The 24,015-nt window shown below is 72.2% G+C and carries 19 protein-coding genes and 1 pseudogene; 13 read left to right on the forward strand and 7 right to left on the reverse strand.

Annotation, left to right across the window (positions count from 1 at the left end):
• The first annotated feature begins 75 nt into the window (after nucleotides 1-75).
• Entirely contained in the window at nucleotides 76-1,869 is a 1,794-nt protein-coding gene (locus OHS33_RS02925) for a serine/threonine-protein kinase (protein WP_330328794.1), read from the forward strand.
• A gap of 60 nt (nucleotides 1,870-1,929) precedes the next feature.
• Here OHS33_RS02925 and OHS33_RS02930 read toward each other — a convergent pair whose 3' ends face one another.
• The 3 genes from OHS33_RS02930 to OHS33_RS02940 are packed head-to-tail and all read right to left on the reverse strand — an operon-like array spanning nucleotide 1,930 to nucleotide 6,021.
• Nucleotides 1,930-4,065 carry an ABC transporter ATP-binding protein gene (locus OHS33_RS02930; protein WP_330328795.1) on the reverse strand — a complete coding sequence of 712 codons (2,136 nt, stop codon included), beginning with the start codon at nucleotides 4,063-4,065 and terminating at the stop codon, nucleotides 1,930-1,932.
• Nucleotides 4,062-5,012: an ABC transporter permease gene (locus tag OHS33_RS02935; RefSeq protein WP_330328796.1), complete on the reverse strand. Its 951-nt coding sequence runs from the start codon at nucleotides 5,010-5,012 to the stop codon at nucleotides 4,062-4,064. Before OHS33_RS02935 ends, OHS33_RS02930 begins: the two co-directional genes overlap by 4 nt.
• 25 nt (nucleotides 5,013-5,037) lie before the next feature.
• Nucleotides 5,038-6,021, reverse strand: coding sequence for an ABC transporter permease (locus OHS33_RS02940; RefSeq protein ID WP_330334882.1), 984 nt, complete (start codon nucleotides 6,019-6,021; stop codon nucleotides 5,038-5,040).
• A gap of 297 nt (nucleotides 6,022-6,318) precedes the next feature.
• Between OHS33_RS02940 and OHS33_RS02945 the strand changes: the two genes are divergently transcribed.
• The 8 genes and pseudogenes from OHS33_RS02945 to OHS33_RS02980 form a co-directional block, all read left to right on the forward strand.
• Nucleotides 6,319-8,010 (forward strand): ABC transporter family substrate-binding protein, encoded by a 1,692-nt coding sequence (locus OHS33_RS02945; protein WP_330328797.1) that lies wholly within the window; start codon nucleotides 6,319-6,321, stop codon nucleotides 8,008-8,010.
• Between the two features lie 200 nt (nucleotides 8,011-8,210).
• Nucleotides 8,211-12,173, forward strand: a complete 3,963-nt coding sequence (locus OHS33_RS02950) for a Pls/PosA family non-ribosomal peptide synthetase (RefSeq protein WP_330328798.1) — start codon at nucleotides 8,211-8,213, stop codon at nucleotides 12,171-12,173.
• A gap of 36 nt (nucleotides 12,174-12,209) precedes the next feature.
• Nucleotides 12,210-13,625 carry a M1 family metallopeptidase gene (locus OHS33_RS02955; protein WP_330328799.1) on the forward strand — a complete coding sequence of 472 codons (1,416 nt, stop codon included), beginning with the start codon at nucleotides 12,210-12,212 and terminating at the stop codon, nucleotides 13,623-13,625.
• 8 nt (nucleotides 13,626-13,633) lie between these two features.
• Nucleotides 13,634-14,557, forward strand: coding sequence for a class A beta-lactamase (bla, locus tag OHS33_RS02960; protein WP_330328800.1), 924 nt, complete (start codon nucleotides 13,634-13,636; stop codon nucleotides 14,555-14,557).
• 102 nt (nucleotides 14,558-14,659) lie between these two features.
• On the forward strand, nucleotides 14,660-15,238 hold the full coding sequence (locus tag OHS33_RS02965) for a DUF4396 domain-containing protein (protein WP_330328801.1): 579 nt from the start codon (nucleotides 14,660-14,662) through the stop codon (nucleotides 15,236-15,238).
• A gap of 112 nt (nucleotides 15,239-15,350) precedes the next feature.
• Nucleotides 15,351-15,974 (forward strand): GOLPH3/VPS74 family protein, encoded by a 624-nt coding sequence (locus tag OHS33_RS02970; protein WP_330328802.1) that lies wholly within the window; start codon nucleotides 15,351-15,353, stop codon nucleotides 15,972-15,974.
• A 165-nt stretch (nucleotides 15,975-16,139) separates the two neighbouring features.
• On the forward strand, nucleotides 16,140-16,568 hold the full coding sequence (locus tag OHS33_RS02975; protein WP_330328803.1) for a hypothetical protein: 429 nt from the start codon (nucleotides 16,140-16,142) through the stop codon (nucleotides 16,566-16,568).
• A gap of 140 nt (nucleotides 16,569-16,708) precedes the next feature.
• Nucleotides 16,709-16,927: pseudogene (locus tag OHS33_RS02980) on the forward strand (cytochrome P450); the annotation flags it as partial.
• A 126-nt stretch (nucleotides 16,928-17,053) separates the two neighbouring features.
• Here OHS33_RS02980 and OHS33_RS02985 read toward each other — a convergent pair.
• Both OHS33_RS02985 and OHS33_RS02990 read right to left on the reverse strand, forming a co-directional pair.
• Nucleotides 17,054-17,740 (reverse strand): hypothetical protein, encoded by a 687-nt coding sequence (locus OHS33_RS02985; RefSeq protein ID WP_330335345.1) that lies wholly within the window; start codon nucleotides 17,738-17,740, stop codon nucleotides 17,054-17,056.
• 116 nt (nucleotides 17,741-17,856) lie between these two features.
• Nucleotides 17,857-18,207 carry a VOC family protein gene (locus tag OHS33_RS02990; RefSeq protein WP_330328804.1) on the reverse strand — a complete coding sequence of 117 codons (351 nt, stop codon included), beginning with the start codon at nucleotides 18,205-18,207 and terminating at the stop codon, nucleotides 17,857-17,859.
• Nucleotides 18,208-18,370: 163 nt separating this feature from the next.
• On the opposite strand from OHS33_RS02990, the gene OHS33_RS02995 reads away from it, so the two are divergent.
• The 3 genes from OHS33_RS02995 to OHS33_RS03005 are packed head-to-tail and all read left to right on the forward strand — an operon-like array spanning nucleotide 18,371 to nucleotide 20,403.
• Entirely contained in the window at nucleotides 18,371-19,063 is a 693-nt protein-coding gene (locus OHS33_RS02995) for an aspartate/glutamate racemase family protein (protein WP_330334883.1), read from the forward strand.
• Nucleotides 19,064-19,108: 45 nt separating this feature from the next.
• Entirely contained in the window at nucleotides 19,109-20,131 is a 1,023-nt protein-coding gene (locus OHS33_RS03000; protein WP_330328805.1) for a hypothetical protein, read from the forward strand.
• The gene (locus OHS33_RS03005) at nucleotides 20,128-20,403 is read left to right on the forward strand and encodes a hypothetical protein (RefSeq protein ID WP_330328806.1); all 276 of its coding nucleotides are present in this window, start codon (nucleotides 20,128-20,130) and stop codon (nucleotides 20,401-20,403) included. The genes OHS33_RS03000 and OHS33_RS03005 overlap by 4 nt, the downstream gene beginning before the upstream one ends.
• Nucleotides 20,404-20,462: 59 nt before the next feature.
• Here OHS33_RS03005 and OHS33_RS03010 read toward each other — a convergent pair whose 3' ends face one another.
• Nucleotides 20,463-21,368 (reverse strand): hypothetical protein, encoded by a 906-nt coding sequence (locus OHS33_RS03010; protein WP_330328807.1) that lies wholly within the window; start codon nucleotides 21,366-21,368, stop codon nucleotides 20,463-20,465.
• Nucleotides 21,365-22,777 carry a phenylacetate--CoA ligase family protein gene (locus OHS33_RS03015; protein WP_330328808.1) on the reverse strand — a complete coding sequence of 471 codons (1,413 nt, stop codon included), beginning with the start codon at nucleotides 22,775-22,777 and terminating at the stop codon, nucleotides 21,365-21,367. Before OHS33_RS03015 ends, OHS33_RS03010 begins: the two co-directional genes overlap by 4 nt.
• 402 nt (nucleotides 22,778-23,179) lie before the next feature.
• Here OHS33_RS03015 and OHS33_RS03020 point away from each other — a divergent pair, with 402 nt between their 5' ends.
• On the forward strand, nucleotides 23,180-23,941 hold the full coding sequence (locus OHS33_RS03020; RefSeq protein WP_330328809.1) for a helix-turn-helix domain-containing protein: 762 nt from the start codon (nucleotides 23,180-23,182) through the stop codon (nucleotides 23,939-23,941).
• The last annotated feature ends 74 nt before the right edge of the window (nucleotides 23,942-24,015 follow it).

Genomic DNA, 24,015 nt, shown 5'->3' on the forward strand with positions numbered 1-24,015 from the left:
ACCCCCTGGAGTATTGCCGGTTCAGGTCCCTCAGGTAGGTTTCTAAAATCTGATTCCAATTCTGACGGGGCTGACGTGTGGGAGCTGAGCGGGAGCGGGGCCGGGCCGCTGGAGGCGGAGGACCCGCGGCGGATCGGGACGATCGCGCTGGCGGGCCGGCTCGGGGCCGGTGGCATGGGGCGGGTGTACCTGGGGGTCCACGAGGGCCGGTACGTCGCCGTCAAGCAGCTGCTGGCCTCGGTCGTCGGTGAGGACGCGGACTTCCTGCGCCGCTTCGGGCACGAGCTGGACAACCTGTCCCGGCTGCCCGGCCGGGCCACCGCACCCGTGCTCGCGAGCGACCGGACCGCGCGGCCGCCGTGGTTCGCCACCGCGTACATTCCCGGGCTGACCCTGGGCGCGGCCCTCGAACTGCACGGCGGTCCGCTTCCGGCGGACGCGCTGTGGCCGCTGCTGCGGGAGGCCGCGGCGGGCCTGGCGGCGGTGCACGGCCTCGGGATGGTGCACCGGGACCTGAAGCCGTCCAACGTCATGCTGACCCTGGAGGGGCTCACCCTCATCGACTTCGGCATCGCCCGCGCCGCCGAACAGAGCCAGCTGACCCGGACGGGCATGGTGGTGGGCACGCCCGCCTACATGGCGCCCGAGCAGGCTTCCGGCCGGCGGCAGGTCAGCGGCGCCACCGACGTGTTCGCGCTAGGCTCGGTCATCGCCTACGCGGCCTCCGGACGGCCGCCGTTCGGCGAGGAGTCGGGGCACGGCGTGCTCTACCGGATCGTCCACGAGCAGCCGGAGCTGGAGCCGCTCCGGGCGCTGGACCCCGGCCTCGCCGAACTCGTCGAGGCCTGCCTCGACAAGGACCCCGAGGGCCGCCCCACCGCCGCGGAGATCCTGGAACGCGCCGCGCTCCAGGGCCCGTTCACCGCACCGCTGTGGCCGGGGACCATCGCCGCGTGCCTGCGCGAGCGGGCCGCCTTCGCCGCGGACGTACAGCGGATCGACGTACCGGATACGAAGCCGGACCCGGAGCTGAAGCCGGAGACCCAGCCGGAGGCGGAGACCCAGCCGGAGCCGGACACGAAGCCCGCGCCCGGGGCCGACCCCGCCGCGGCGGCCGACGTACGCCGCTCCGAGCGGCCGGAGCGGCCCGAGCGGCGCCGTCGTACCCGGGTCGTGCTGGCCGTGCTCCCCGTCGTCGTGGTCGCGGGCGGTACGACCCTGGCGATCCAGTACCTGCCGTACGCCTTCTCCCCCCAGGCGGGCCCCCAGAGCGGCCCGTCCGTCGCGCTCTCGCCGCCCGCCGACGGCAAGCCCGCGGCCACGGTCAGCGGCTCCGCGTCGGCTCCCCCGTCCCCGGGGCAGTCCCCGGCATCCGGCACCCCCGCGGCGAACGGCAGGAGCGGCGGCCCCACGGGCGCGGCCGGCGGCCCGGCCACCGCCCCCACCCCCGCGTCCAGCGGCGGCACCACCCCGCACCCTCCCGCGAGCAACCCGCCCGCACCCCCCGCCTCCGGCACCTTCCGCTTCCAGAACGGCAACGACAGCTCGTGCATCACCCAGGTCTACGGCTCATCGGACTCCGGCGACTGCTCCGACGCGTCGGCGCGGTGGACCGTACAGAGCAGGCCGGACGGCAGCTTCCGGCTCGTCAACCGGCAGAGCGGCGGATGCCTGTACTCCAACGGCCTGAACCAGGCCGTCTTCGTGGGCGACTGCGCCCAGGACATCGGCCGGTCCTGGCGTACGGGCTCGGGCGGCAGCCTGCGCAGTGACCTCGGCGGCGGCTGCCTCGACCTCGGCATGGCCGGGGGCCTGAACACCAGCTCGTGCGCCGGGACGGCGGCCCAGCGCTGGTCCCGCCAGAGCTGAGCCACCGGATCCCGGGCCCTGGCCCTGGCCCTGGCCCTGGCCCTGGCCCTGGCCCTGGCCCTAGAGAACCTCCCGTACCTGCGGGAAGTGGCACGAGGCCAGGTGGTCGGCGGCGTGGGCGGTCGGTTCGGGGACCTCCTTCTCGCACCGCTCGCGCCGCTCCGGGGCCAGGCGCGCGTACACGGGGCAGCGCCCCCGGAACCGGCAGCCCTCATGGCGCCGGGTGGGGCTCGGCGGGTCGCCCGCGAGCAGGATCCGGTCGCGCCGCCGCTCGCGTTCGCGTTCCGGGTCGGGCAGCGGTACCGCCGAGAGCAGTGCCTGGGTGTACGGGTGGCGGGGGCTTTCGAAGACGTCCCGGACGGATCCGGCTTCGACGGTCCGCCCGAGGTAGACGACGCTGACCCGGTCGGCGACGTACCGCACGACGGACAGGTCGTGCGAGACGAAGAGGTACGCGAGCCCCAGCTCCGCCTTGAGTTCGCGCAGCAGGTTCAGCACCCCGGCCTGGACGGACACGTCGAGCGCGGAGACGGGTTCGTCGAGCACGAGGAGCTTCGGCCGGACCGAGAGCGCCCTGGCGATCCCGATGCGCTGGCGCTGCCCGCCGGAGAACTCGTGCGGGAAGCGTTCGGCCGCGGCCCGCTCCAGGCCCACCTGGTCCAGGAGTTCGGGGATCCGCCGGGCGGCGGTCAGCCGGTCGGCGCCCTGGGCGCGCAGCGGCTCGGCGATGATGTCGCCGACCGGCATGCGGGGGTCGAGGCTGGCCATCGGGTCCTGGAAGACGATCTGCACCTGGCCGCGCAGGGCCTTGCGTTCGGCCTTGCCCAGGGTGTCCGGAGCCTTCCCGAACAGTTCGATGGCGCCGCCCTCGGGCCGTGCGAAGTGGAGCAGTTCGAAGAGGGTGGTGGACTTCCCCGATCCGGACTCCCCCACCAGCGCGAGGGTCTCCCCGCCGCGGACCGCGAGGTCGACCCCGTCCACGGCGTACACGGTCCCGACCCGCCGCTTGAAGGCGCTCCCCTTGAGCACGGGGAAGGTCTTGACGAGCCCGTCCACCTTCAACACCAGGTCCCCGGTGGGCCGTTCGAGAGCGTCGGGGATCTCGGGCACGGGGTAGACGTCGAGCACGCCGAGGCCCTTCCCGGCGATCTCCCCGGCCCGGACACAGGCGGCCAGATGACCACGGCCGCCATCCGCCGCCCCGCCGCCGTCCGCACGCGCGTCGCCGTCCCCCGTACCGTCCACCCTCGCCCCGCCGTCCTGCGCCCCGCCGTCCACCGCCGTCAGCGGCGGCACCGCCCGCGTGCAGTCCTCCCGCGCCATCGGGCAGCGCGGCGCGAAGGCGCAGCCCGCGCCCACCTGCCCCGCCGCGGGCGGCGATCCGGGGATGGGGACCAGCGCGCCGCCGCCCCCGTCCAGCCGGGGCACCGCCCCGATCAGCCCCATCGTGTAGGGCATCGAGGGCCGGCCGAAGACCTCGGAGGCCGTTCCCGTCTCGACGATGCGCCCCGCGTACATGACCGCGACCCGGTCCGCCATGCCCGCGATCACGCCCAGGTCGTGGCTGACCAGGACCAGGGCCGCCCCGGTCTCCCGCTGCGCGGTGCGCAGCACGTCGAGGATCTGGGCCTGGATGGTGACGTCCAGGGCCGTCGTCGGCTCGTCGGCGAGCAGCACGTCCGGGTCGTTGGCCATGGCCATCGCGATCATGGCCCGTTGCCGCATGCCGCCCGAGAACTCGTGCGGGAACGACTGGGCCCGCAGCCGGGGTTCGGGGATCCCGACGAGGTCGAGGAGTTCCACGGCCCGGGCGCGCGCCCGGTCGCGCGAGAGGTCCTGGTGGGCGCGGACCGCCTCGGCGATCTGGTCGCCGATCCGGTAGACCGGTGTGAACGCGGACAGCGGGTCCTGGAACACCATCCCGATCCGTTGCCCGCGTACGGCCGTGAGCGCCGCGTCGGAGGCGCCGACCAGCTCGGTCCCGTCGAGCCGGACCGAGCCCCGTACGGCGGCGGCGGCCGGGAGCAGGCCGAGCACCGCGAGCGCGGTCGCGGACTTGCCCGATCCCGACTCCCCCACCAGGCCCAGGACTTCACCGCGGGCCAGCGAGAAGCTCACCCCGCGCACGGCGGGGACCCCGTCGAAGTCGACCTCCAGGCCGGTGACGGTCAGCACGGGGCGCGCCTCGGCACTCATCTCCCGCCTCCCTTCGTGTTCTTGTGTGCGCCACGGCGTGCGGAGCGCCCGGTGGTGGGGTCGAGCGCGTCGCGCAGCCCGTCCCCCACGAGGTTCACCGCGAGGACGAACACGATCAGCAGTCCGGCGGCGAAGAAGAACATCCAGGGGTAGGTGACCGCCGCCCCGGTGGTGCTCGCGATCAGCGTGCCGAGCGAGACGTCCGGTGCCTGCACGCCGAATCCGAAGTAGGAGAGCGCGGTCTCGCTCATCACCGCGCCGCCGACGGCGATCGTCGCGTCGATGATGAGGAACGAGGCGATGTTGGGCAGGACGTGCCGCCAGATGATCCGCAGCGGTCCCACGCCCATGTACACGGCCGCCTTGACGAACTCCCGCTCCTTCAGGGAGAGCGTCATCGACCGGACGACCCGCGCCGTGATCATCCAGCCGAAGACGGCGAGCAGCCCGACGAAGGCGAACCAGCCGCCGCCGCGCAGCCGGGGCGAGACGATCGCGATGATCAGGAACGACGGGAAGACGAGGAGCAGGTCGACGAAGAACATCAGCAGCCGGTCCGGCCAGCCGCCGAAGTACCCGGCGCAGGCGCCGACCAGTGAGGCGAGCCCCGTCGAGAAGAGCGCCACGAGCAGCCCGATGACGAGGGACTTCTGGAGTCCGCGCACGGTCTGCGCGAAGACGTCCTGGCCGATCCGGTTGGTGCCCCACCAGTGGTCGGCGCCGGGCGGGGACCGCAGCGCGGTGTAGTCGATGTGGCTGTAGTCCCACGGGCTGAGGAGCGGTCCGGCGAAGGCGAGCAGGAAGAGCAGCAGCAGGGCCGCGGCGCCCGCGAGCGCGCTGCGGCTCTGCCGGAACCGGCGCAGTACGACGGTGGCGCGCCCGGCGGGGCGGGTGGCGGGCTCCGTGCCCGGTCCGCCCGGGACGCTGCTCTCGATGACGGCGGTCATGGTCGGCGTTCTCCTGGATCGTGGATCAGGCGGTGCGGATGCGCGGGTCGAGCGCGGCGTGGAGCACATCCGCGAGGAAGCCGGACAGGAGCACCGTCACGGCGGCGAACACATTGACGGCGACGACCGAGTTGACGTCGTTCTTGCCGATGGAGGAGATGAACCACTCGCCCATCCCGTGCCACCCGAAGATCGTCTCGGTGAAGGTGGCGCCGGTGAACAGGGCCAGGAAGCCGTAGCTGAAGTAGGTCGACATGGGGATCAGGGCGGTCCGCAGGCCGTGTTTGAGCAGGACCGTCCGCCGGCCCAGGCCCTTGGCGGCGGCGGTGCGCAGGTAGTCCGAGCCGAGTACGTCCAGCATGGTGGAGCGCTGGTAGCGGCTGTATCCGGCGAGCGCGCCGAGCCCGATCGAGATGGTGGGCAGCAGCAGGTGGACGCCGCGGTCCTTGGCCACCGCCCAGAAGCCGGAGTCGACTCCGGGGGTCTTCTCGCCGGTGAACCGGATGACTTCGGTGCCGGTCTTCGCGTTGAACCAGATCGCGCCGATCTTCAGCAGAACGGCCAGCAGAAAGACGGGTGTTGAGAGCAGCACGAAGGAGGCGAGGGTCATCGCCCGGTCGGAGAAGCGGTATTGGCGTACGGCGGTCCAGGCGCCGGCGAGCACGCCGAGCACGGTTCCGGCGATGGTGCCGAAGAGCAGCAGCCGCAGGCTGACCCCGATCCGCCGCCCGAACTCGGCGCCGACCGGGGTCCCGTCGATGGTCTGTCCGAGGTCGCCGCGCAGCGCGTGTCCGGCCCAGGACGCGAAGCGGGAGACGAGCGGGGTGTGGTCGTTGACGCCGAGGGCGGTGAGGTGGTGGTCCACCGAGGCGGGCGACAAGGGGGGCTGGCGGCCTTCGTAGTACGCCCGCGGGTCGAGGGCGTACGAGGCGAGCAGGTACGAGAGGCAGACGGCGGCCAGCAGCAGCACGGCGTAGTAGCCGAGCCGCTTGGCCAGGTAGGCGGCCACGGTGGTGAACCTCCGCAGGTGCTCGTGATCCACAGGGGATCGTCAGGGGAACGCGACGCCGGGGGTTGCCCGGACATCACGGCCGCGGCAGGTCAACATGGCTAATTCGTCGCCTTGTTGACCAAGCTTGACCGCCGTTTGTTGCGGACATGCTAAGAAAACATAGCGGGATTCCAGCAGGCCTCCCCCCGGAGCGCAAGATCTCCTACGGTCGGCCCAGCCCGGGATCCCGCCCCGTCCCGCCCCACCCGTCCCGTCCCGATCCAGACCGCCCCACGACCCGGAGGAAGTGTCCCGATGCGCAGAACCACGGTCATCGCCATAGCCGCAGCCCTGTCGGCCACTCTGGCGGTGTCCGCCTGCGACTCTTCCGGCACGGACGGCGGCGCACCGGCGAAGAAACAGGCCGCGCCCGCCGTCGACGGGCAGAACATCAACGCCCAGCCGGTGAGCGCCCTCAAGCAGGGCGGCTCCCTGAAGGTCGCCATCGACCAGTGGATCACGCAGTACAACGTCAACCAGGTGGACGGGCAGCAGGGCGACGCCTCCGAGATCGACCGGGCCGTGATGCCGCACCTCTTCTACGCGGACGCCAAGGGCGTCGGCGTGCCCAACCCGGCCTTCCTGGCCTCGGCGAAGGTCGTCTCGACCAGCCCGCAGGTGGTGGAGTACCAGCTCAACCCCAAGGCCCGCTGGTCCGACGGAACCCCCCTCGGCTGGAAGGACTTCGAGGCGCTGTGGAAGGCGCTGAACGGCTCCGACAAGGCGTACGAGGCGGCCGACACCTCGGGCTACGACCAGATCTCCAAGGTCGAGCAGGGCGCCGACGAACACGGGGTGAAGATCACCTTCGCGACGCCGTACGCCGACTGGCAGCGGCTCTTCGACCCGCTGTACCCGGCCGCCTACATCGACACCCCCGAGAAGTTCAACAAGGGCTGGACGGAGAAGGCCCCGGTCACCGCGGGCGCCTTCAAGATCGGCACCTACGACAAGACCGCGCAGACCGTCACCCTGGTTCCCGACCCGCAGTGGTGGGGGGAGAAGCCCAGGCTGGACTCGGTCGTCTTCCGCGTCCTGGACCGCGCCTCGCGCACCGAGGCCTTCCTCAACAAGGAGATCGACGAGACGACCGCGCTCCAGCCCGAGGACTACAAGCGGCTGGTCAAGGACCCGGCCGCGGACATCCGGCGCGGCGCCCGCTGGGACGAGGTCCACATCACCCTCAACGCCGCGCGCGGCCCGCTCCAGGACGTCAAGGTGCGCAACGCGCTCCAGGCGGCCATCGACCGCAAGGGCATCAACGCCAGTTTCGCCAAGGACCTGTCCTTCGAACTCCAGCCGCTGAACAACCACTTCTTCATGCCGAACCAGGCGGGGTACAAGGACAATTCCAGCGAGTTCGACGCCTACGACCCGGCGAAGGCCGGCAAGCTCCTCGACGAAGCGGGCTGGAAGGACGCCGGCCAGGGCAAGCCGCGCACCAAGGACGGCAAGGAGCTGACCCTGGAGTACACGCTGAGCGCGGGCGGTTCCTCCTCCCAGGAGGACCAGGCCCAGTTGGTGCAGCAGCAGCTGGGCGCCGTCGGCGTGAAGGTCGACATCAAGAAGGTCCCGGCGAACGACTACTTCAACAAGTTCGTGAACACCGGGAACTTCGACCTCGTCAGCTTCCGCAACGTCGACGAGGCCTACACCTCGAAGCTGATCCCCGTCTTCCAGCAGCCGCAGGGCAACAACCTCTTCCAGAACTTCGGCTCGGTCGGCAGCCCGCGGATCGACGAACTCCTGAAGAAGGCCGGCCAGACCACCGACCGCGCCGAGGCGCTGAAGCTCTACAACGAGGCCGACGCCGAGATCTACAAGCTCGGCCACTCCATCGAGCTGTACCAGCGCCCCGACATCACCGCGGACCGCAAGGGCCTCGCCAACTTCGGCGCGACCGGCCTCGCGGACGTCGACTACACGAAGGTGGGCTGGCAGAACTGACGCGGCCGGAGACCGGGCGGCCCCGCCCGGTCTCCCCGCCGCGCGCCGTCCCTTTTCCGCCGCACGCCCGGCTCCGGCGGGAAAACCCCTGATCGCGGCAGTAGAATGACCGGCTGTTTGGTGCTGGACCGGAACAACCCTGGCAAACCTGGGCTCCACCGGCGACCCGGACGTTTTCCGGGACCGAGACGCGAGGGCCGATGGCAGCCACACCTGAGCACGGTGAACTGACACTGCTCGCCGACGGGACCGTACGCGACGACGGGGCGGCCGCGCAGGACGGCGATGCGGCGCCCGCGGGGGTGGCGGACCACCCGGAGACCGGCAAGTCCGCCCGGTTCTCCGCCGGGCCCGCCGCCCCGGCGCGCACCCTCGTCGACGTCTTCGAGGCCTCCGTCCGCGCGCACCCCGACGAGCCCGCCCTGGACGACGGCACCGAACGGCTGACCTACCGGGCGCTGGCCGCCGAGGTCGAACGCCGACGGCGCGCCCTCGCGGCCGCCGGGGTGGGCCTCGGCGACCGGATCGGCGTACGGGTGCCGTCCGGGACCAACGAGCTGTACGTGTCCATCCTCGCCGTGCTCGCCGTGGGCGCCGCCTACGTGCCGGTGGACGCCGAGGACCCGGACGAGCGGGCAGAGCTGGTCTTCGGCGAGGCCGGAGTGCGGGCGGTGCTGGGCGCCGGACGCCGCATCGACCTCACCGGCCTCACGACGGAACCGGCGGCGGCCGGGCGTCCCGGCCCCGGACACGACGCGTGGATCATCTTCACCTCCGGCTCCACCGGCAAGCCCAAGGGCGTCGCCGTCAGCCACCGCAGCGCCGCCGCCTTCGTGGACGCCGAAGCCGCGCTGTTCCTCGCCGAGGAGCCCATCGGGCCGGGCGACCGCGTGATGGCGGGGCTGTCCGTCGCCTTCGACGCCTCCTGCGAGGAGATGTGGCTGGCCTGGCGCCACGGCGCCTGCCTGGTGCCCGTACCCCGTTCCCAGGTGCGCAGCGGCGCCGACCTCGGCCCCTGGCTGATGGAGCAGGAGATCACCGTGGTCTCCACCGTGCCGACGCTGGCCGCGCTCTGGGAGCCCGAGGCCCTCGACGAGGTCCGGCTGCTGATCTTCGGCGGCGAGGCCTGCCCGCCCGAGCTGACCCAGCGCCTGGTCACCGAGGGGCGCGAGGTCTGGAACACGTACGGTCCCACCGAGGCCACCGTCGTCGCCTGCGCCTCCCTGCTCACCGGCGCGGAACCGATCCGGATCGGCCTCCCGCTGAACGGCTGGGAACTGGCCGTCGTGGACGAGTCCGGCGAACCCGTCCCGATGGGCGGCAGCGGCCAGCTCGTGATCGGCGGCGTCGGCCTGGCGCGCTACCTCGACCCGCAGAAGGACGCCGAGAAGTACGCCCCGCTGGAATCCCTCGGCTGGGAGCGCGCCTACCGCAGCGGCGACCTGGTCCGCGCCGAACCCGAAGGGCTGGTCTTCCTCGGCCGCGGCGACGAGCAGATCAAGCTCGGCGGCCGCCGGATCGAGCTGGGCGAGGTGGACGCGGCGCTCCAGGCACTGCCCGGGGTGGCCGGAGCGGCCGCCGCCGTCCGTACGGCCCGCAGCGGCAACCAGCTGCTCGTCGGCTACCTCGTCACCCAGGAGGGCTGGGACCGCGCGGCGGCCGTCGAACGGCTGCGCGCCGAACTGCCCGCCGCCCTTGTGCCGCTGCTCGCGCCGGTCGAGGAGCTGCCGACCCGGACCTCCGGCAAGGTGGACCGCGACGCGCTGCCCTGGCCGCTGCCCGACCTGGAGACCACCGGCCCGGCCGAGCAGCTGTACGGGACCGAGGCCTGGCTCGCCGAGCAGTGGAGCGAGACCCTCGGCGTGACCGTCACCGGCGGCGCCGACGACTTCTTCGCGATCGGCGGCAACAGTCTCGCCGCCGCCCAGCTCACCACCCGGCTGCGCACCCGCTACCCGCGGGCGGCCGTCCTCGACATCTACCAGCAGCCCACCCTGCGCAAACTGGCCCGGCGGCTGGAGAAGTCCGTACGGGAGGACGGCGCGGCCCGGACCGTCTCGCCCGTCCCGCTCCGGTCCCAGCTGGTGCAGTCGGTCCTGCTGCTCCCCCTGTTCACCCTGGTCGGGCTGCGCTGGACCGTGTCGCTGCTGGCGCTGGGCAACGTACTGCACTGGTTCGGGCCGTACCCGTGGGCGCCCACCGCGTCGTGGTGGCTCGTCGGCGCCGGCGCCGTCCTGCTGTTCAGCCCGCCCGGGCGGCTCGCGATCGCGGCGGGCGGCGCGCGGCTGCTGCTGCGCGGGGTGAAGGCCGGGCGATACCCGCGCGGCGGCAGCGTGCACCTGCGGCTGTGGACGGCCGAGCGGCTGGCCGAGTACGCCGGTGCGACCTCGCTCAGCGGTTCCTGGCTGGAGCGGTACGCGCGGGCGCTCGGCGCCAAGGTCGGCCCCGAGGTGGACCTGCACTCCCTGCCCCCGGTGACGGGCATGCTCAAGCTCGGCCGGGGCTGCGCCGTCGAATCCGAGGTGGACCTCGGCGGGCACTGGCTGGACGGCGACGAGCTGGTGATCGGCCCGATCAAGGTCGGTGCGGGCGCCGTGGTCGGTACCCGCAGCCTGCTCTTCCCCGGCGCGCGGGTCGGCAAGCGGGCCGAGGTCGCCCCCGGGTCCGCGGTCGCCGGGCAGGTCACCACCGGCCAGCGCTGGGCCGGGGCGCCCGCCGTCAAGCTCGGCAAGGCCAAGCGCAACTGGCCCGGGGAGCGCCCGCCGCGCCCGGTCCGCTGGCGCGCCGCGTACGGCGCGGCCGGGTTCTGCCTCACCGCCCTGCCGGTGCTCGCCACGCTGCCCGCGCTGCTGGTGGCGAGCCGGTTCGTGCCCGCCGACGCGGGGGCGGTGGCCGCGCTGCGCGGAGCCCTGTTCGCCGTGGTGCCCGGGGCGCTGGCCTTCGGGTGCGCGTACGCAACTCTGCTGCTGGTCTCCGTACGCCTGCTCAGCCTGGGGCTGCGGACCGGTGTCCATCCCACGCACAGCAGGGTCGGCTGGCAGGCGTGGACGGTCACCCAGCTGATGGACCTGTCCCGGGAGACCCTCTTCCCGCTGTACGCCGGGCTGATCACGCCGGTGTGGCTGCGGCTGCTCGGCATGAAGATCGGCCGGGGCGCCGAGGTGTCGACCGTGCTCGCGCTGCCGAGCCTCACCACCGTCGGCGAAGGCGCGTTCCTGGCCGACGACACCCTGACCGCGCCGTACGAACTGGGCGGCGGCTGGATGCGGATCGGGCACTCGGCGATCGGACGGCGGGCGTTCCTCGGCAACTCCGGGATGACCGCGCCCGGCCGGACCGTGCCGGACGGCGGGCTGGTCGGCGTCCTGTCGGCGACCCCGAAGAAGGCCAAGAAGGGCAGTTCCTACCTGGGCCTGCCGCCGGTCCGGCTGCCGCGGTCCACCGCGGACGCCGATCAGAGCCGGACCTACGATCCGCCCGCGCGGCTGCTGTGGGCGCGCGGCCTGGTCGAGCTGTGCCGGCTCCTCCCGGTGTTCTGCTCGGCCGCGCTGGCCGTGCTGACCGTGGCCGCGTTCTGCGCGCTGAGCGCCCCGGGGGCGCTGGGCACCGGGTGGACCGCGCTGCTGTCCGGAGCCGTCCTGCTCGCCGCGGGCGCCGCCGCCTGCGGGGTCACGGTGGCCGCGAAGTGGCTGCTGGTGGGCCGCCACCGGGCCGGGGAGCACCCGCTGTGGAGCGGCTTCGTGTGGCGCAACGAGCTGGCCGACACCTTCGTGGAGGTCCTGGCCGTGCCCTGGCTCGTCGGAGCGGTGCCCGGTACGCCCCTGCTGGCGCTGTGGCTGCGCGGGCTCGGGGCACGCGTGGGGCGGGGCGTGTGGTGCGAGAGCTACTGGCTGCCCGAGACGGACCTGGTCGAGCTGGGTGACGCGGTCAGCGTGAACCGGGGCTGCGTGTTGCAGACACACCTCTTCCACGACCGGATCTTGAGGACGGATACTGTGGTCCTCCATGAGGGCGCCACCCTGGGCCCGGGCGGAATCGTCCTGCCCGGGAGCACGATCGGCGCCCACAGCACCCTGGGTCCCGCCTCGCTCGTGATGGCCGGTGAATCCGTACCCGCCGGCACCCGCTGGCTGGGGAATCCGATCGAGGCGTGGCGGACCTGAGAGGGCCCCGGCACAGCGCAGGGAACGGAAGCGTCAATGAGCGGCCAGACGGCATCGGCATCGGCATCGGACCCGTATTTTCCGGCCAACGGTGACCCCCGCTACCGTGTGCACCGGTACGAACTCGCCCTGGAGTACCGTCCCCGCCCCAACCGGCTGGCCGGGACGGCCCGGATCAGTGCGATCGCCGGCCGTGCTCCGCTCGCCGAGTTCCACCTGAACCTGGCCGAGTTCAAAATAGGGCGGGTGATGGTCAACGGCCGGGCGTCGCACTCCACGCACCGGGCCGGGAAGCTCCTCGTCCGCCCCGTCAAGCCGCTGCCCGCCGGCACCGCCTTCACGGTGGAGGTGCACTGGGTCGGCAATCCGAAGCCGGTCCGCAGCCCGTGGGGCGGCATCGGCTGGGAGGAACTGACCGACGGCGCGCTGGTGGCCAGCCAGCCGGTCGGCGCGCCCTCCTGGTACCCCTGCAACGACCGGCCCGCTGACAAGGCCTCCTACCAGATCTCGGTCAACGTCCCGTCCGCCTACACCGTGGTGGCCGTCGGCAGACTGCTCACGCGGACCACCAAGGCCTCCACCACCACCTGGGTGTACGAGCAGTCCGCGCCCACCTCCAGCTACCTGGTCGGCCTGTCCATCGGCATGTACCAGACGGTGCTGCTGGGCGACCCGGGGCTCGGCGGTGTGCCGCAGAGCGCCCACGTACCGGCGCACCTGCTGCCGCGGTTCTCCCGTGACTTCGCCCGGCAGCCCGACATGATGCGGCTGTTCGAGGAACTGTTCGGGCCCTATCCCTTCGGCGAGTACGTGGTGGTCGTCGCCGACGAGGAGCTCGACGTCCCGGTGGAGGCCCAGGGCCTCTCCCTCTTCGGCGTCAACCACGTGGATGGCGCCCGGGGTTCGGAGCGGCTCGTCGCGCACGAGCTGGCGCACCAGTGGTTCGGCAACAGCGTGAGCATCGCCGACTGGCGGCACATCTGGCTGAACGAGGGCTTCGCGAAGTACGCCGAATGGCTCTGGTCCGAGCGCTCCGGCGGCCGCTCCGCGCACGAACTGGCGGGCACGGCACACCGGTTGCTGGCCGCGCAGCCGCAGGACCTCACGCTGGCCGACCCCGGCCGCAAGCTGATGTTCGACGACCGTCTCTACCAGCGCGGGAGCCTCGCCGTGCACGCGGTCCGCTGCGCGCTGGGGGACGCCGCGTTCTTCCGCATGCTGCGCGACTGGGCCGCCCTGCACCGCCACGGCGTGGTGAACACCGCCGGATTCGCGGCGCACGGCGCGCGCTACGCGGCGGAGCCGCTGGACGACCTGCTCGACGCCTGGCTGTACGAGCAGTCCCTCCCGCCGCTGCCGGGGGCGTCGGTGGCGCCCGTACGGCCCGTGACACCGGCGCGGCCCGCGTACCCGCCGACGAACGGCGAGCCCGCGGGCCACGGCCGGGGCTGACCGCCCCGGTGCGGGGTCCGTCCCGCCGCACGGCGCTCGCGTGGGCAGCGGGAGCCGGGGCCGGAGCCGCTCTGGCCATCGGTCCGGCCGCGGGCGGGAGTCCGTACGCCGCCCCCCTCAGCGAGGACGGCCGCTCGCTGCTCGGCAGGCTGGCGGCGCTCGAACGGCGGCATTCCGCGCGCCTGGGGATCTACGCCCGCGACACCGCGACCGGCCGCACCGTGCGCTACCGCGCGACCGAGGGCTTCCCCGTCTGCTCGGTCTTCAAGACGGTGGCGGTCGCGGCGGTCCTGCGCGACCTGGACCGCGACGGGGAGTTCCTGGCCCACCGCGTCCGGTACACCGCGAAGGACGTCACCGACTCGGGATACGCACCGGTCACCGGCAGGCCCGAGAACCTGGCCGGCGGCATGACGGTCGAGGAGCTGTGCGCCGCCGCGATCGGCCAGAGCGACAACGCCGCCGCGAACCTGCTGCTCCGTGCACTGGGCGGGCCGACCGCGGTCACCCGGTTCTGCCGGTCGGTCGGGGACGGGACCACGCGCCTGGACCGCTGGGAACCCGCTCTGAACTCGGCCGAGCCGGGGCGTACGACCGACACCACCAGCCCCCTCGCCATCGGGCGGACCTACGCGCACCTCACCCTCGCCGCCGCGCTCGCGCCCGAGGACCGTGAACGGCTCACCGGGTGGCTGCTGGCCAACACGACGGGCGGCGAGAAGCTGCGGGCCGGCCTGCCCGCCGACTGGACCGTCGCGGAGAAGACCGGGAGCGGAGGGTACGGGACCAGCCACGACGTGGGCATCGCCTGGCCCCCGGGCCGCCCACCGGTCGTCATGGCCGTGCTCACGACGAAGCACGAGCCCGCGGCCCCTGGCGACAGCCCGCTGATCGCCCGGGCCGCCGCCCTGCTGGCGACGGCGCTCGGCTGATGAAAAAAGGGCCTCGCGGAATACCCCCTGGGGGTATACGGTTATGCCGTGAGTCCGCGGGAGCGCGGCCACAGGGGACGGGAACGGACGGGGATGACGGTCATGGACCACAGCACGCACGAGCACGGCACTCACGAGCACGAGGCGCACGAGCACGAGGCGCACCAGGCACACACGGGGCATGGGGACCACGCAGGGCACGCAGGGCACGCAGGGCATTCGGGCCACGCGGGGCATCAGCCGGGCGGGGTGACCTGGGGGGCCGCCGCCCAGGCGACCGTGCACTGCCTCACCGGGTGCGCCATCGGCGACATCCTCGGGATGGCCGTCGGCACCGCCCTGGGCTGGGGCAACGCACCCACCATGATCCTCGCGATCGTCCTGGCGTTCGTCTTCGGCTACTCCCTGACCCTGTTCGGGATCCGCAAGGCCGGTCTGGACTTCAAGAGCGCCCTCAAGATCGCACTGGCCGCCGACACCGTCTCCATCATCGTGATGGAACTCGTCGACAACGGGATCGTCGCCGTGGTCCCCGGCGCGATGGACGCCCAGCTGAACGAGCTCCTCTTCTGGACCTCGCTGCTCGGCGGCTTCGTCATCGCCTTCCTGCTCACGACCCCGGTCAACAAGTGGCTGATCGGCCGCGGCAAGGGCCACGCCGTCGTCCACGCCTACCACTGAGTTCTTACGAAACACGGAACGAGAGCCGTGGGAACGCGTTCGGCGTCCTCGGCCGATCCATAATCGACCGAGGACGCCGAGGAACTGCACGCGTGGCCGGAAGGGGCCCTTCATGACCACACCGCGGGACTTGCTGATCGTCGCCATGGACATGGAGACCGGTCGCCCTGTCGAACAGGGCGAGCTGTCGCTCGCGCTCGCGGGGGCCGAGGTGATCGACCTCCTCGCCGCGCAGGCCGTCCGGCTGGACGGGGACCACATCGTGCCGGGCTACCAACCCGCCTTGGCCGACCGCCTATTGGGCGAGGCGGCCGGGGCGCTCGTCCGTACGGAGCCGTACGAGCCGGTCGCCGACTGGCTGTGGCGCAGGGGCCGCGGCCTGTCCGCGGCGTACCGCGCCGAACTCGAAGCGGAGGGTCAGCTCGTCCGGCCGCGCCGCCGCGGCATCTCCTTCCGGGCCGGCGAGTCGGAGCTGGTCGACTCGCCCGCCCGCCGCCAGGCCGCGGACCGCTGGGCATCGGACGAGCCCGTACTGTCCAGCCTGGCGGAGGCCGTGGGGGTGCTGCCCCGCGACGCGCGGACCGCGGACTCCCCGCCCCCGGACGTGACCGACGACGCCGTGGCGACGGTGCTGGCGACCGTGGGCGACGCCCTGGTCGAGCTGGCGGCCGTACGGCAACGCCGCTCCATCGAGGACGCGGCCTTCGACAACATCTGGCGCGGCAGCGGCGGTTGACCCCCCGCACGCCGTAGTGCGCCCACGGCCCGGCCGTGCTCCCGCATGCCCTTTCGCGACTGTCCGCGGCTGTTCGCGGCCGGGCCCACGGGGGCAGCCTGTCCAGCAGGGTGACGCTTCCACGTCCGGACGGCACCCTCGACCGTGGCAGGAAGCGATTTCCCCATGCCCATGACCACATTCCGCTTTTTCTGCACGCGCGTGGTGGCCCCGGCCGCGGAGATGCGCCGATTCTCCGGCGGCGCGGACTACCTGGAGAAGGAAGGGGGCGACGAGGTCAACAACCTGGTCACCGCAGCCCGGCACTACCGGGGCCTACCCACGGACCAGGCCATCGAGCACGTCGTCGGCGTCGTCGCCCGGCACGTCGACGAGTTCGCCGTTCTGGAGGACTCGCTCCGGGGACTGCGCACCACCCTCGGCCTGACCGCCGCGGAGCAACGGGGCGTGGAGCGCTACGTCGAGAGCATGCACCACATGATGCGCGGCTACCACGAGTGGGAACTCTCCACCGCCCGGTACCTCGACCACCAGCGCCCGCACACCCGGGAAACATCGGCGGCGCCACCCGGCCGTGGCAGCACGGTGCGGTGATCGACGTACCCCTCACGATGTACCGGATCACCACCGCGGTCACGGCGCGGCGCCTCTTCGCCGCCCATGAACGCGCTTCCTCGTTACCGGTCCACGCGAGCATGGACATCGTCACCAAGGGCGTCGCCCGGCGCATCATGATGCCCGTGCCCGGCGCCGACCGGATCCCCACCCCGGCCAACCGGCGCTACCGCCGCGCCCAGACCGACCTGCGCGCCCTCACCCACCAGTTGATCGCCGACTACCGCGCCGACGACACCCCGCACCACGACCTCCTGTCGATGCTGCTGGCCGCCCGGGACGACAACGGCCGGGGCCTGAGCGACGACGAGATCCACGACCAGGTCATCACCTTCCTCCTCGCGGGCATGGAGACCACCGCGGGGCTCCTCTCCTGGATCTGGCACCTCCTGGCGCGTCGCTCACCCCCCGCCCGTACTCCGCCCGCCTCACCCGCCGCCGGCCGGTGCTGTGACCTACGACCGTCAGGCCCTGCGGATGTTGTACGAGATACCGCTGCCGGCGCAGCCGGAGTTCTGGTACTGGCCGGTGACGACCCATCCTGTCGGGATGGGAGAGAAGGAGCACACGCTGGCGTAGTTCGCTCCGGCGGCGTTGGCAATGGTGTAAGCGATGCCGGTGCCGGCACAACCGGAGGTCGCGTACGAGGTGGTGACGACCCACCCGGCCGGGATCGGCGAGAACGAACACACCGTCGCGGAGCTGGCGTTGGCCGCGTTGCTGATGCTGTAGGCGATACCGGTGCCCGCGCAACCGGAGCTGGCGTACGAGCTGGTGACGACCCACCCGGCCGGAATCGGGGAGAAGGAGCACACCGTGGCCGAGTTCACCGTGGCCGCGTTGCCAATGTTGTAAGCGATGCCAGTGCCCGCACAACCCGAGCTCGGGTACGAGCTGGTGACGACCCACCCGGCCGGAATCGGCGAGAACGAGCACACGATGATGCCGTTCTGCCCGCTCGGATCGGCGATGTTGTACGCGACGCCGGTGCCGGGGCAGCCGCTGCTGCGGTAGGAGCTGGTGACCACCCACCCTGCCGGAATGGGGGAGTTGGAGCAGATGATCGCGCTGCCGGCGAGCTGTTGCGGGGCCGCTTGTGACGGCGCGGTCGCGGCGGTCATCACGCCCAGCATCAACAGCACGACCGTCACCAGATGCGGTATGTGGTTCCGTAAGGTCTTCATTGCCAGCCTCATATCTTCTCCGCGCTCCAGGACTACGTTGGCGCAGCTGAGATGATGTCAGAGTTGCTCCAGGGGCACACCACTTACAGGTCGGTGGCCCGCTCGTGACGGGGCTCGTACAGGCCGATCTCACCACCACCCGGCAGTCGGAGCCTGGTCAGCCTGCCCCAGCGCGCGTCCGTGACCGGCTGCGAGAACTCCACTCCCCTGGCGGTCAGGTTCTCCACCGTCGCGTCGATGTCGTCACACATCAGGTACAGCTCCTGCGACTCCGGGCCGTCCATCGGATGTACCGCGACCTCGGTCGGCGGAAGCTTGAAGATCAGCCAGCCGCCTCCCGCGTCGACGTGCGGGTACTCCAGCACGTCCCTGAAGAAGGCCCGGTCCGCTTCCGCGTCACGGCTGTAGACGATGACGTGCCCACCAGTGATCATGCGGTCAGGGTAGGTGCCGCGATGGGCGACACCGTGATACGACGCAGCTTCGGTCACATCAAAGCAATCCTTATGGATACGGGTGACATGGATTGTCTCGCTTATGCTTGCTTGCCTACGGGCAGCACGGCATGGGAACGAGGGCATGGGCATGGGCATGGATATGAAGACGATCGGGCTCATCGGCGGCATGAGCTGGGAGTCGACGGCCGAGTACTACCGGATCCTCAACGAGCGCACGCGCGAGCGGCTCGGCGGGCTGCACTCGGCCCGCTGCGTGCTCTACTCCGTGGACTTCGCGGAGATCGAGGGTTTGCAGGTCCAGGGACGGTGGGCGGAGGCCGGTGAGGTGCTCGCCGACGCCGCGCGGTCCTTGTCGGCGGCCGGTGCCGAGCTGCTGCTCATCTGCACCAACACCATGCACCGGGTCGCGGACTCCGTCGAGGCCGCGACCCCGGTCCCGCTGCTCCACATCGCGGACGCCACCGCGGACGCCGTCCACGGCGCGGGGCTGCGCCGGGTGGGGCTGCTGGGCACCGCGTTCACCATGGAGCAGGAGTTCTACCGGGGCCGTCTCGCGGCGAGCGGGCTCGACGTCCTCGTCCCCGACGCCGAAGGGCGTGCGCTCGTACACCGCGTGATCTACGACGAACTCTGCCTGGGCGTCGTCCGCGACGACTCGCGGGAGGCCTACCGGCAGGTCGTCGCGGACCTCATCGCCCGGGGCGCCGAGGGCGTCATCCTGGGGTGCACCGAGATCGAACTCCTCCTCGGCCCCGAAGACAGCCCCGTACCGCTCTTTCCCACGGCCCGCCTGCACGCCGAGGCGGCGGTCGACGCGGCGCTGAGCGACTGAGCCGCTGAGCGGAACCACCGCGGCCCGGCGTCCGTCCTGTAAGCCGTGATCAATACGAACAACATGACGGTCGAGCAGGTCGAGCAGTTCGCCGATGCTTGGCAGCACATCAACGACGCTTCCCCCGCGGCGGAAGCGGACCCCCTCGTCCTGGACTGCGCCCGGCGGCTCGCCGCCGACCCCGGCGGGGACCGGGCCCATGTGTGGGTGTCCGGGCTGGTGGCGATGTCGGGCTACCTCGCGTGGCGGCCAGGGGCGGCCGCCGAGCGCGCCGCGCTCGACGCGCTGCGCGCCGCGGCGAAGGCGCTGGACAGTCGGGCCTGTTCGCACGACGGGCACCCGTACGAGGCCGCGATGGACTCGGTGGAGGACGAGGTCTGGCAGGGCGACACCGGGCTGCTGACCGGTGAACTCGCGGCGCGGGACGGTGGCGTCGACGCGGAACGGGTGCTCTGCCCGCGCAACGTGGCGGGTTGGGCCCGCCTCGTCACGGACGTACTGGCCCCGCTCACCGTGCGCCGCATCCCCGTGGGCGCGCCGGAGGACCACCAGAGCCGGATCGACGACCTCTCCGGGATCGTGTCCGACTACCCGTACTGCGAGCCCGACGAGGTGCTGGCCGACGAGGCGGGCCGGCTGCCGTCACGGCCGACCCGGGGCGTACTGGCCGGCTACCTCGTGACCATGAACGCGACGTGCTGGTACGCCGCTTCGGAACGGATCACCGAACGCTCCGTACCCGAGGCGATGATCGAGGGCATCCGGGCCGCCCTCGCGCTGCTGAGCGACGGAGAGTGCACGCACGGCCCCGGCGAGCACCCCGACACCGGCGATCCGGAGCACCTCGCCCAGGTCGGATACTTCCTCCGCAGTCCGGGCGGCCGCGCCGAGATCGCCGAGCACCACGGGTGGGACGCGGAGGAGGAGGGCGATGAAGGCGATGAGGAAGGTGAGCCGCTGGACGCGTGGGTGTGTGCCGCGTTCCTGCGGGGTCTGGGGCAGGAGGCGCTCGGCGCGCTGACGGACGCCCTCGCGAACACGTCGGATCCGATCGCGGAGCCAGCGTGAGCGACAAGATGCGCCAGCGGTCCGAGGCGATGCGCGGCCACTTCCAACAGGCCGCCGAGCAGGGCGGGTTCACCCTTTCCCCGGCCCAGTCGGCCGCCGTGGAACGGCTTTCCCGGGTCGCGGGCGAACTGGCCTCGTCACGCGGCCTGTTCCGCTCGCACACGCCGCGCAGCCTTTACGTCTGGGCCTGTCGGGCGCGGCAAGAGCTGTTCCCGATCGGCGACCACCCGCTCGCTGGGCTCCCGGAGGACTCCACGCTGATGCGCAGCTGACGGCTCCGCCCCGTCAGGGGCCGGGGCGGGGGCGGGGGCGGCCGGCACCGGGCACACGTCTACCGGGGTGCCGGTCCGCCCGCCGCCACGCTCACCGGCGCCGCCGCCCGGTCGCGGTGGAACACCACGTCCGCCATCCGCCGCTCGGGGCCGCGGCGGCGCAGGTACAGGTGGCCGAGGAAGGCTGCCGGGCCGAAGATCACCTGGGCGGGGATCATGGTCGGCGCGTGGCCGGTGACCGCCGTGACGAGCTGCAGCGCGACCACGGGCGCGACCGCGCCGAAGACGGTGACCAGCACGATCCCGACCCGCAGGCCCGGCTTCCCGTAGGCCTTGTACGCGCAGGTGGTGAAGAGGGCGTACGCGAGCAGGTCGCCCATGCCGACCACGGCGCCCAGGTCGTCGCCGATGCGCAGGCCGGCGGCGGGGGCGAAGGGATAGCCCTGGATGGCGTCGGCCAGTTCCTCGGTGAGCGGGATGACCCAGGCGAAGAAGGCGTCGTACACGGCGAGCGCGAGCAGGAACCACGCGACGTTGCTCAGGCGCATGCCGCCCTGCACGTTGAGGTTCGTGGCGGATACGACGACGAGGCCGACGAGGCAGCTGTTCGCCACCCAGTACGGCGGGGCGGCCTCGCCGAACGCCATGTGGGAGACGAGGACGCTCGCGATCAGGGCGGCGATCAGCGCCCAGCGCAGTCGGCCGGAGGCGATGACGGGCTGGTAGCCGACGGACAGCCCGCCCGCGAAGACGAGGGCGAGCACGACCGGGAGGACACCGCCGGGCAGCGCGAGGTAGACGTACGGCAGGGCCAGGACGAAGCCCATGATCACGAAGATGTCGCGCCCGTTGAAGACGCCGACCGGCGGCCTCGCCGCGCGCACGGTGCGGAAGTAGTGGACCGCTCCGGCGCACACCGCGAGCGCCAGGACGGTGGTGACCGTGAGCTGGAAGAAGACCGTCATGCGTGGCTCCGGGTGAAGGTGTGCTCCGTCAGGTCGCAGCGGAGGGGGAAGCGCTGCGCGGCCTCTTCGTCGCTCAGTGGCAGGACGGTGACGTCCGCGTCGATGTCCCGCTCCCGCAGCCGCCCGGTCACCTCGTCGGCGGTGACCTCCTTGGCGGCGACCTCCACCTGGAGTCGGCCGTTCTCCCCGACACTCGCCCGGTGGCGCAGCGGGAAGGGCAGCCCGGGGGTGCCGTCCAGCGCTTCCACGATGTCGCGCGGGGTCACGACGCCGTCGCCGGTGCGGTACAGCAGGCCCGCCTTGCCCAGGATGTAGGAGACCGCGGGCACCACGGCCAGTTCGCAGTCCGGTTCCTCCTCCAGGGTGCGGACCACGTCCCCGGTGTTGTACCGCAGGACGGGCATGCACTCCCGGTAGGGGAAGTACGGCGTCACCGTCAGCTCGCCGAGCCGGCCGGGTCCGGCGGGCTCGCCCGTCTCCAGGTCGAGCACCTCCGCGTACCCCATGTTGGGGTCGATGTGCAGATGGCGCTTGCTACAGGTGCGGCCGCCCACGGGCAGCAGTTCGGTCATGCCGAAGGCATCGCCGACGACCTTGGCCCCGAAGGTCTCGCGCAGGGCGTCCATCAGGTTCCGCGACAGCATCTCGCCGCCGCCGTAGATCGCCCGCAGCCCGAAGTCGTCGGGGCCGTAGCCCTGTTGGCGTGCGGCGGTCACCATCTGGCCCAGGTAGCTGGGGGCGCCGGTGAGGATGGTGGGCTGTACGCCGTCCCGGCCGAGCAGGTGCTCGATGGACTCCTCCGGCGGGATCTGCCCCACGACGTGGCACGACGCGTTGGCGAGGCGGCACACCGCGACGTCCTCCTGCACGGCGGCCGTCGCCCGGGAGCTGAGGTTGATCTGCATCCGGTCGCCGGGGCCGAGTTCACCGCGCAGGACGAGGGACAGGGCGATCAGTGCGGGCCAGAGTTCCATCTCGTAGCGGGAGAGCCAGATCTGGACGGGGCGGCCGGTGGTGCCGGTCGTCTGCGTCGACAAGTACGGGGCGCTGCACAGGAAGTCGGCGGGGCGCGCGATCAGATCGGCCTTGCGGGTCACCGGGATACGGGCGAGCGTCTCGGTGGTCAGCCCGTCGAGGTCCACTCCGGCGAGCCGTTCGCGGTAGAAGGGCGAACTCTTGGCGAGTCTGCGCGCGGTCCGCCGGAGCGCGCGGTTCTGCAGCTCCCGGCGCTCTTCCGGGTCGGCGAACGGGCCGTCGGCCAGTTCCTCGACGTCGTCGCCCAGCGAGCCGAACTCCTCCAGCGTGGCAAGGGCGTCGGCGACCAGCCGTTCCACGGCCCGTACGTTCAGCCGTCGGCCGAACACCATGGACAACGCCACTCGTACCTGCCGGACACCGGTCTCCAGCACTCTTGCCTCCCTTGGGCGTGGCGAGGGGGTGGGGGCGGAAGCCGCCCCCACCCCCTCGTTCAGGCTCTGTATTAGCTGACGGAGCAGTAGGAGAAGAAGACCGACGTCATGGCACCCATGACGTACTTGAACTGCTTGGCGCTGGTCTTGATGGCGCTCATATGAATCCTCCTATTTTCGTTCCGAATGGACGGCCGTCCCGGCACCCGAAGGGCGTCGTAACGTCCGTCACTTGGCTGACAACACAGTGGCGCGATCTCGAAGCGCGGGCAATGATCTAGTCCATTCAACGGACCGGTGAACGGGGAACGGCGACACCGTTACCCCCCTTGACCTGGGACGAACGGGGAGTTCTGGCACCATCCGACCGATGGGGCCAGCGTGAGACGGGGGGAACCTCTCATGGCCAGATCCGGTACAGAAGGGCGGGGCGTGCTGGAAGGCGCGTTCGCACTGATGGAAGTACTCGCCCAGGACGACGAGGTCGGGCTGACCCGGCTGGCGGCCGATGCGGCGCTGCCGAAGGCCACCGCGCACCGGCTGCTCGGCCAGCTGGTCGCGCTCGGCGCGGTGCAGAGCCGGGAGGGCCGCTACTGTCTGGGCCCGAGGACGTTCCGGCTGGGGCAGGCATGGCATCCGGCGCGTGCGCTGCGCGCGGCGGCGGCCGGGCCGCTCCGTGAACTCGCCACCACGGCAGGAGGGTTGAGCCTCAGCGTGTCGGTTCCCGAGGCGGGGCACACCATCATCGTCGGAGGCATTCGCGGTGAGGCGGACGAGGTGTTCGCGCTGCGCGCCGGCGTCGTACTGCCGCCGGGGAGCGCGGCCGAGCTGATCCTGGCGGCGTCCACACCCGTGGAGCGGCTCCCGAAGGGGTGGACGAAGGCCACCTGGGTCCGTGAGGTCGCGCGGGCCCGCACGGAGGGCGTCGCCTTCCAGTACGGGCAGTGCGTGGGCCCGCTCTCGTGCGTGGCGGCGCCGGTGCTCTGTACGACGGGCCAGGTGGTCGCCGCGGTGGCCGCGAGTGCCCTGGACGGGAAGCGGATCGCTCCGCTGGGCGAGGCCGTGGCCCGCGCGGCCTCGATGATCAGCGCCAATCTGGCCCGGCTGCCGGCCCCGCGGTCCACGCCCAAGGCCCGGCAGCCCGCCCTGACCCGGCCGCACTAGCGGTACGCCGCGCGACACGCGCGCCGGGACGCGGGTACCACGTGGTCCGCGGAGCGAGCACGGCCGGTGAGGCG

The organism is Streptomyces sp. NBC_00536 (genome assembly GCF_036346295.1).
Lineage (GTDB): Bacteria > Actinomycetota > Actinomycetes > Streptomycetales > Streptomycetaceae > Streptomyces.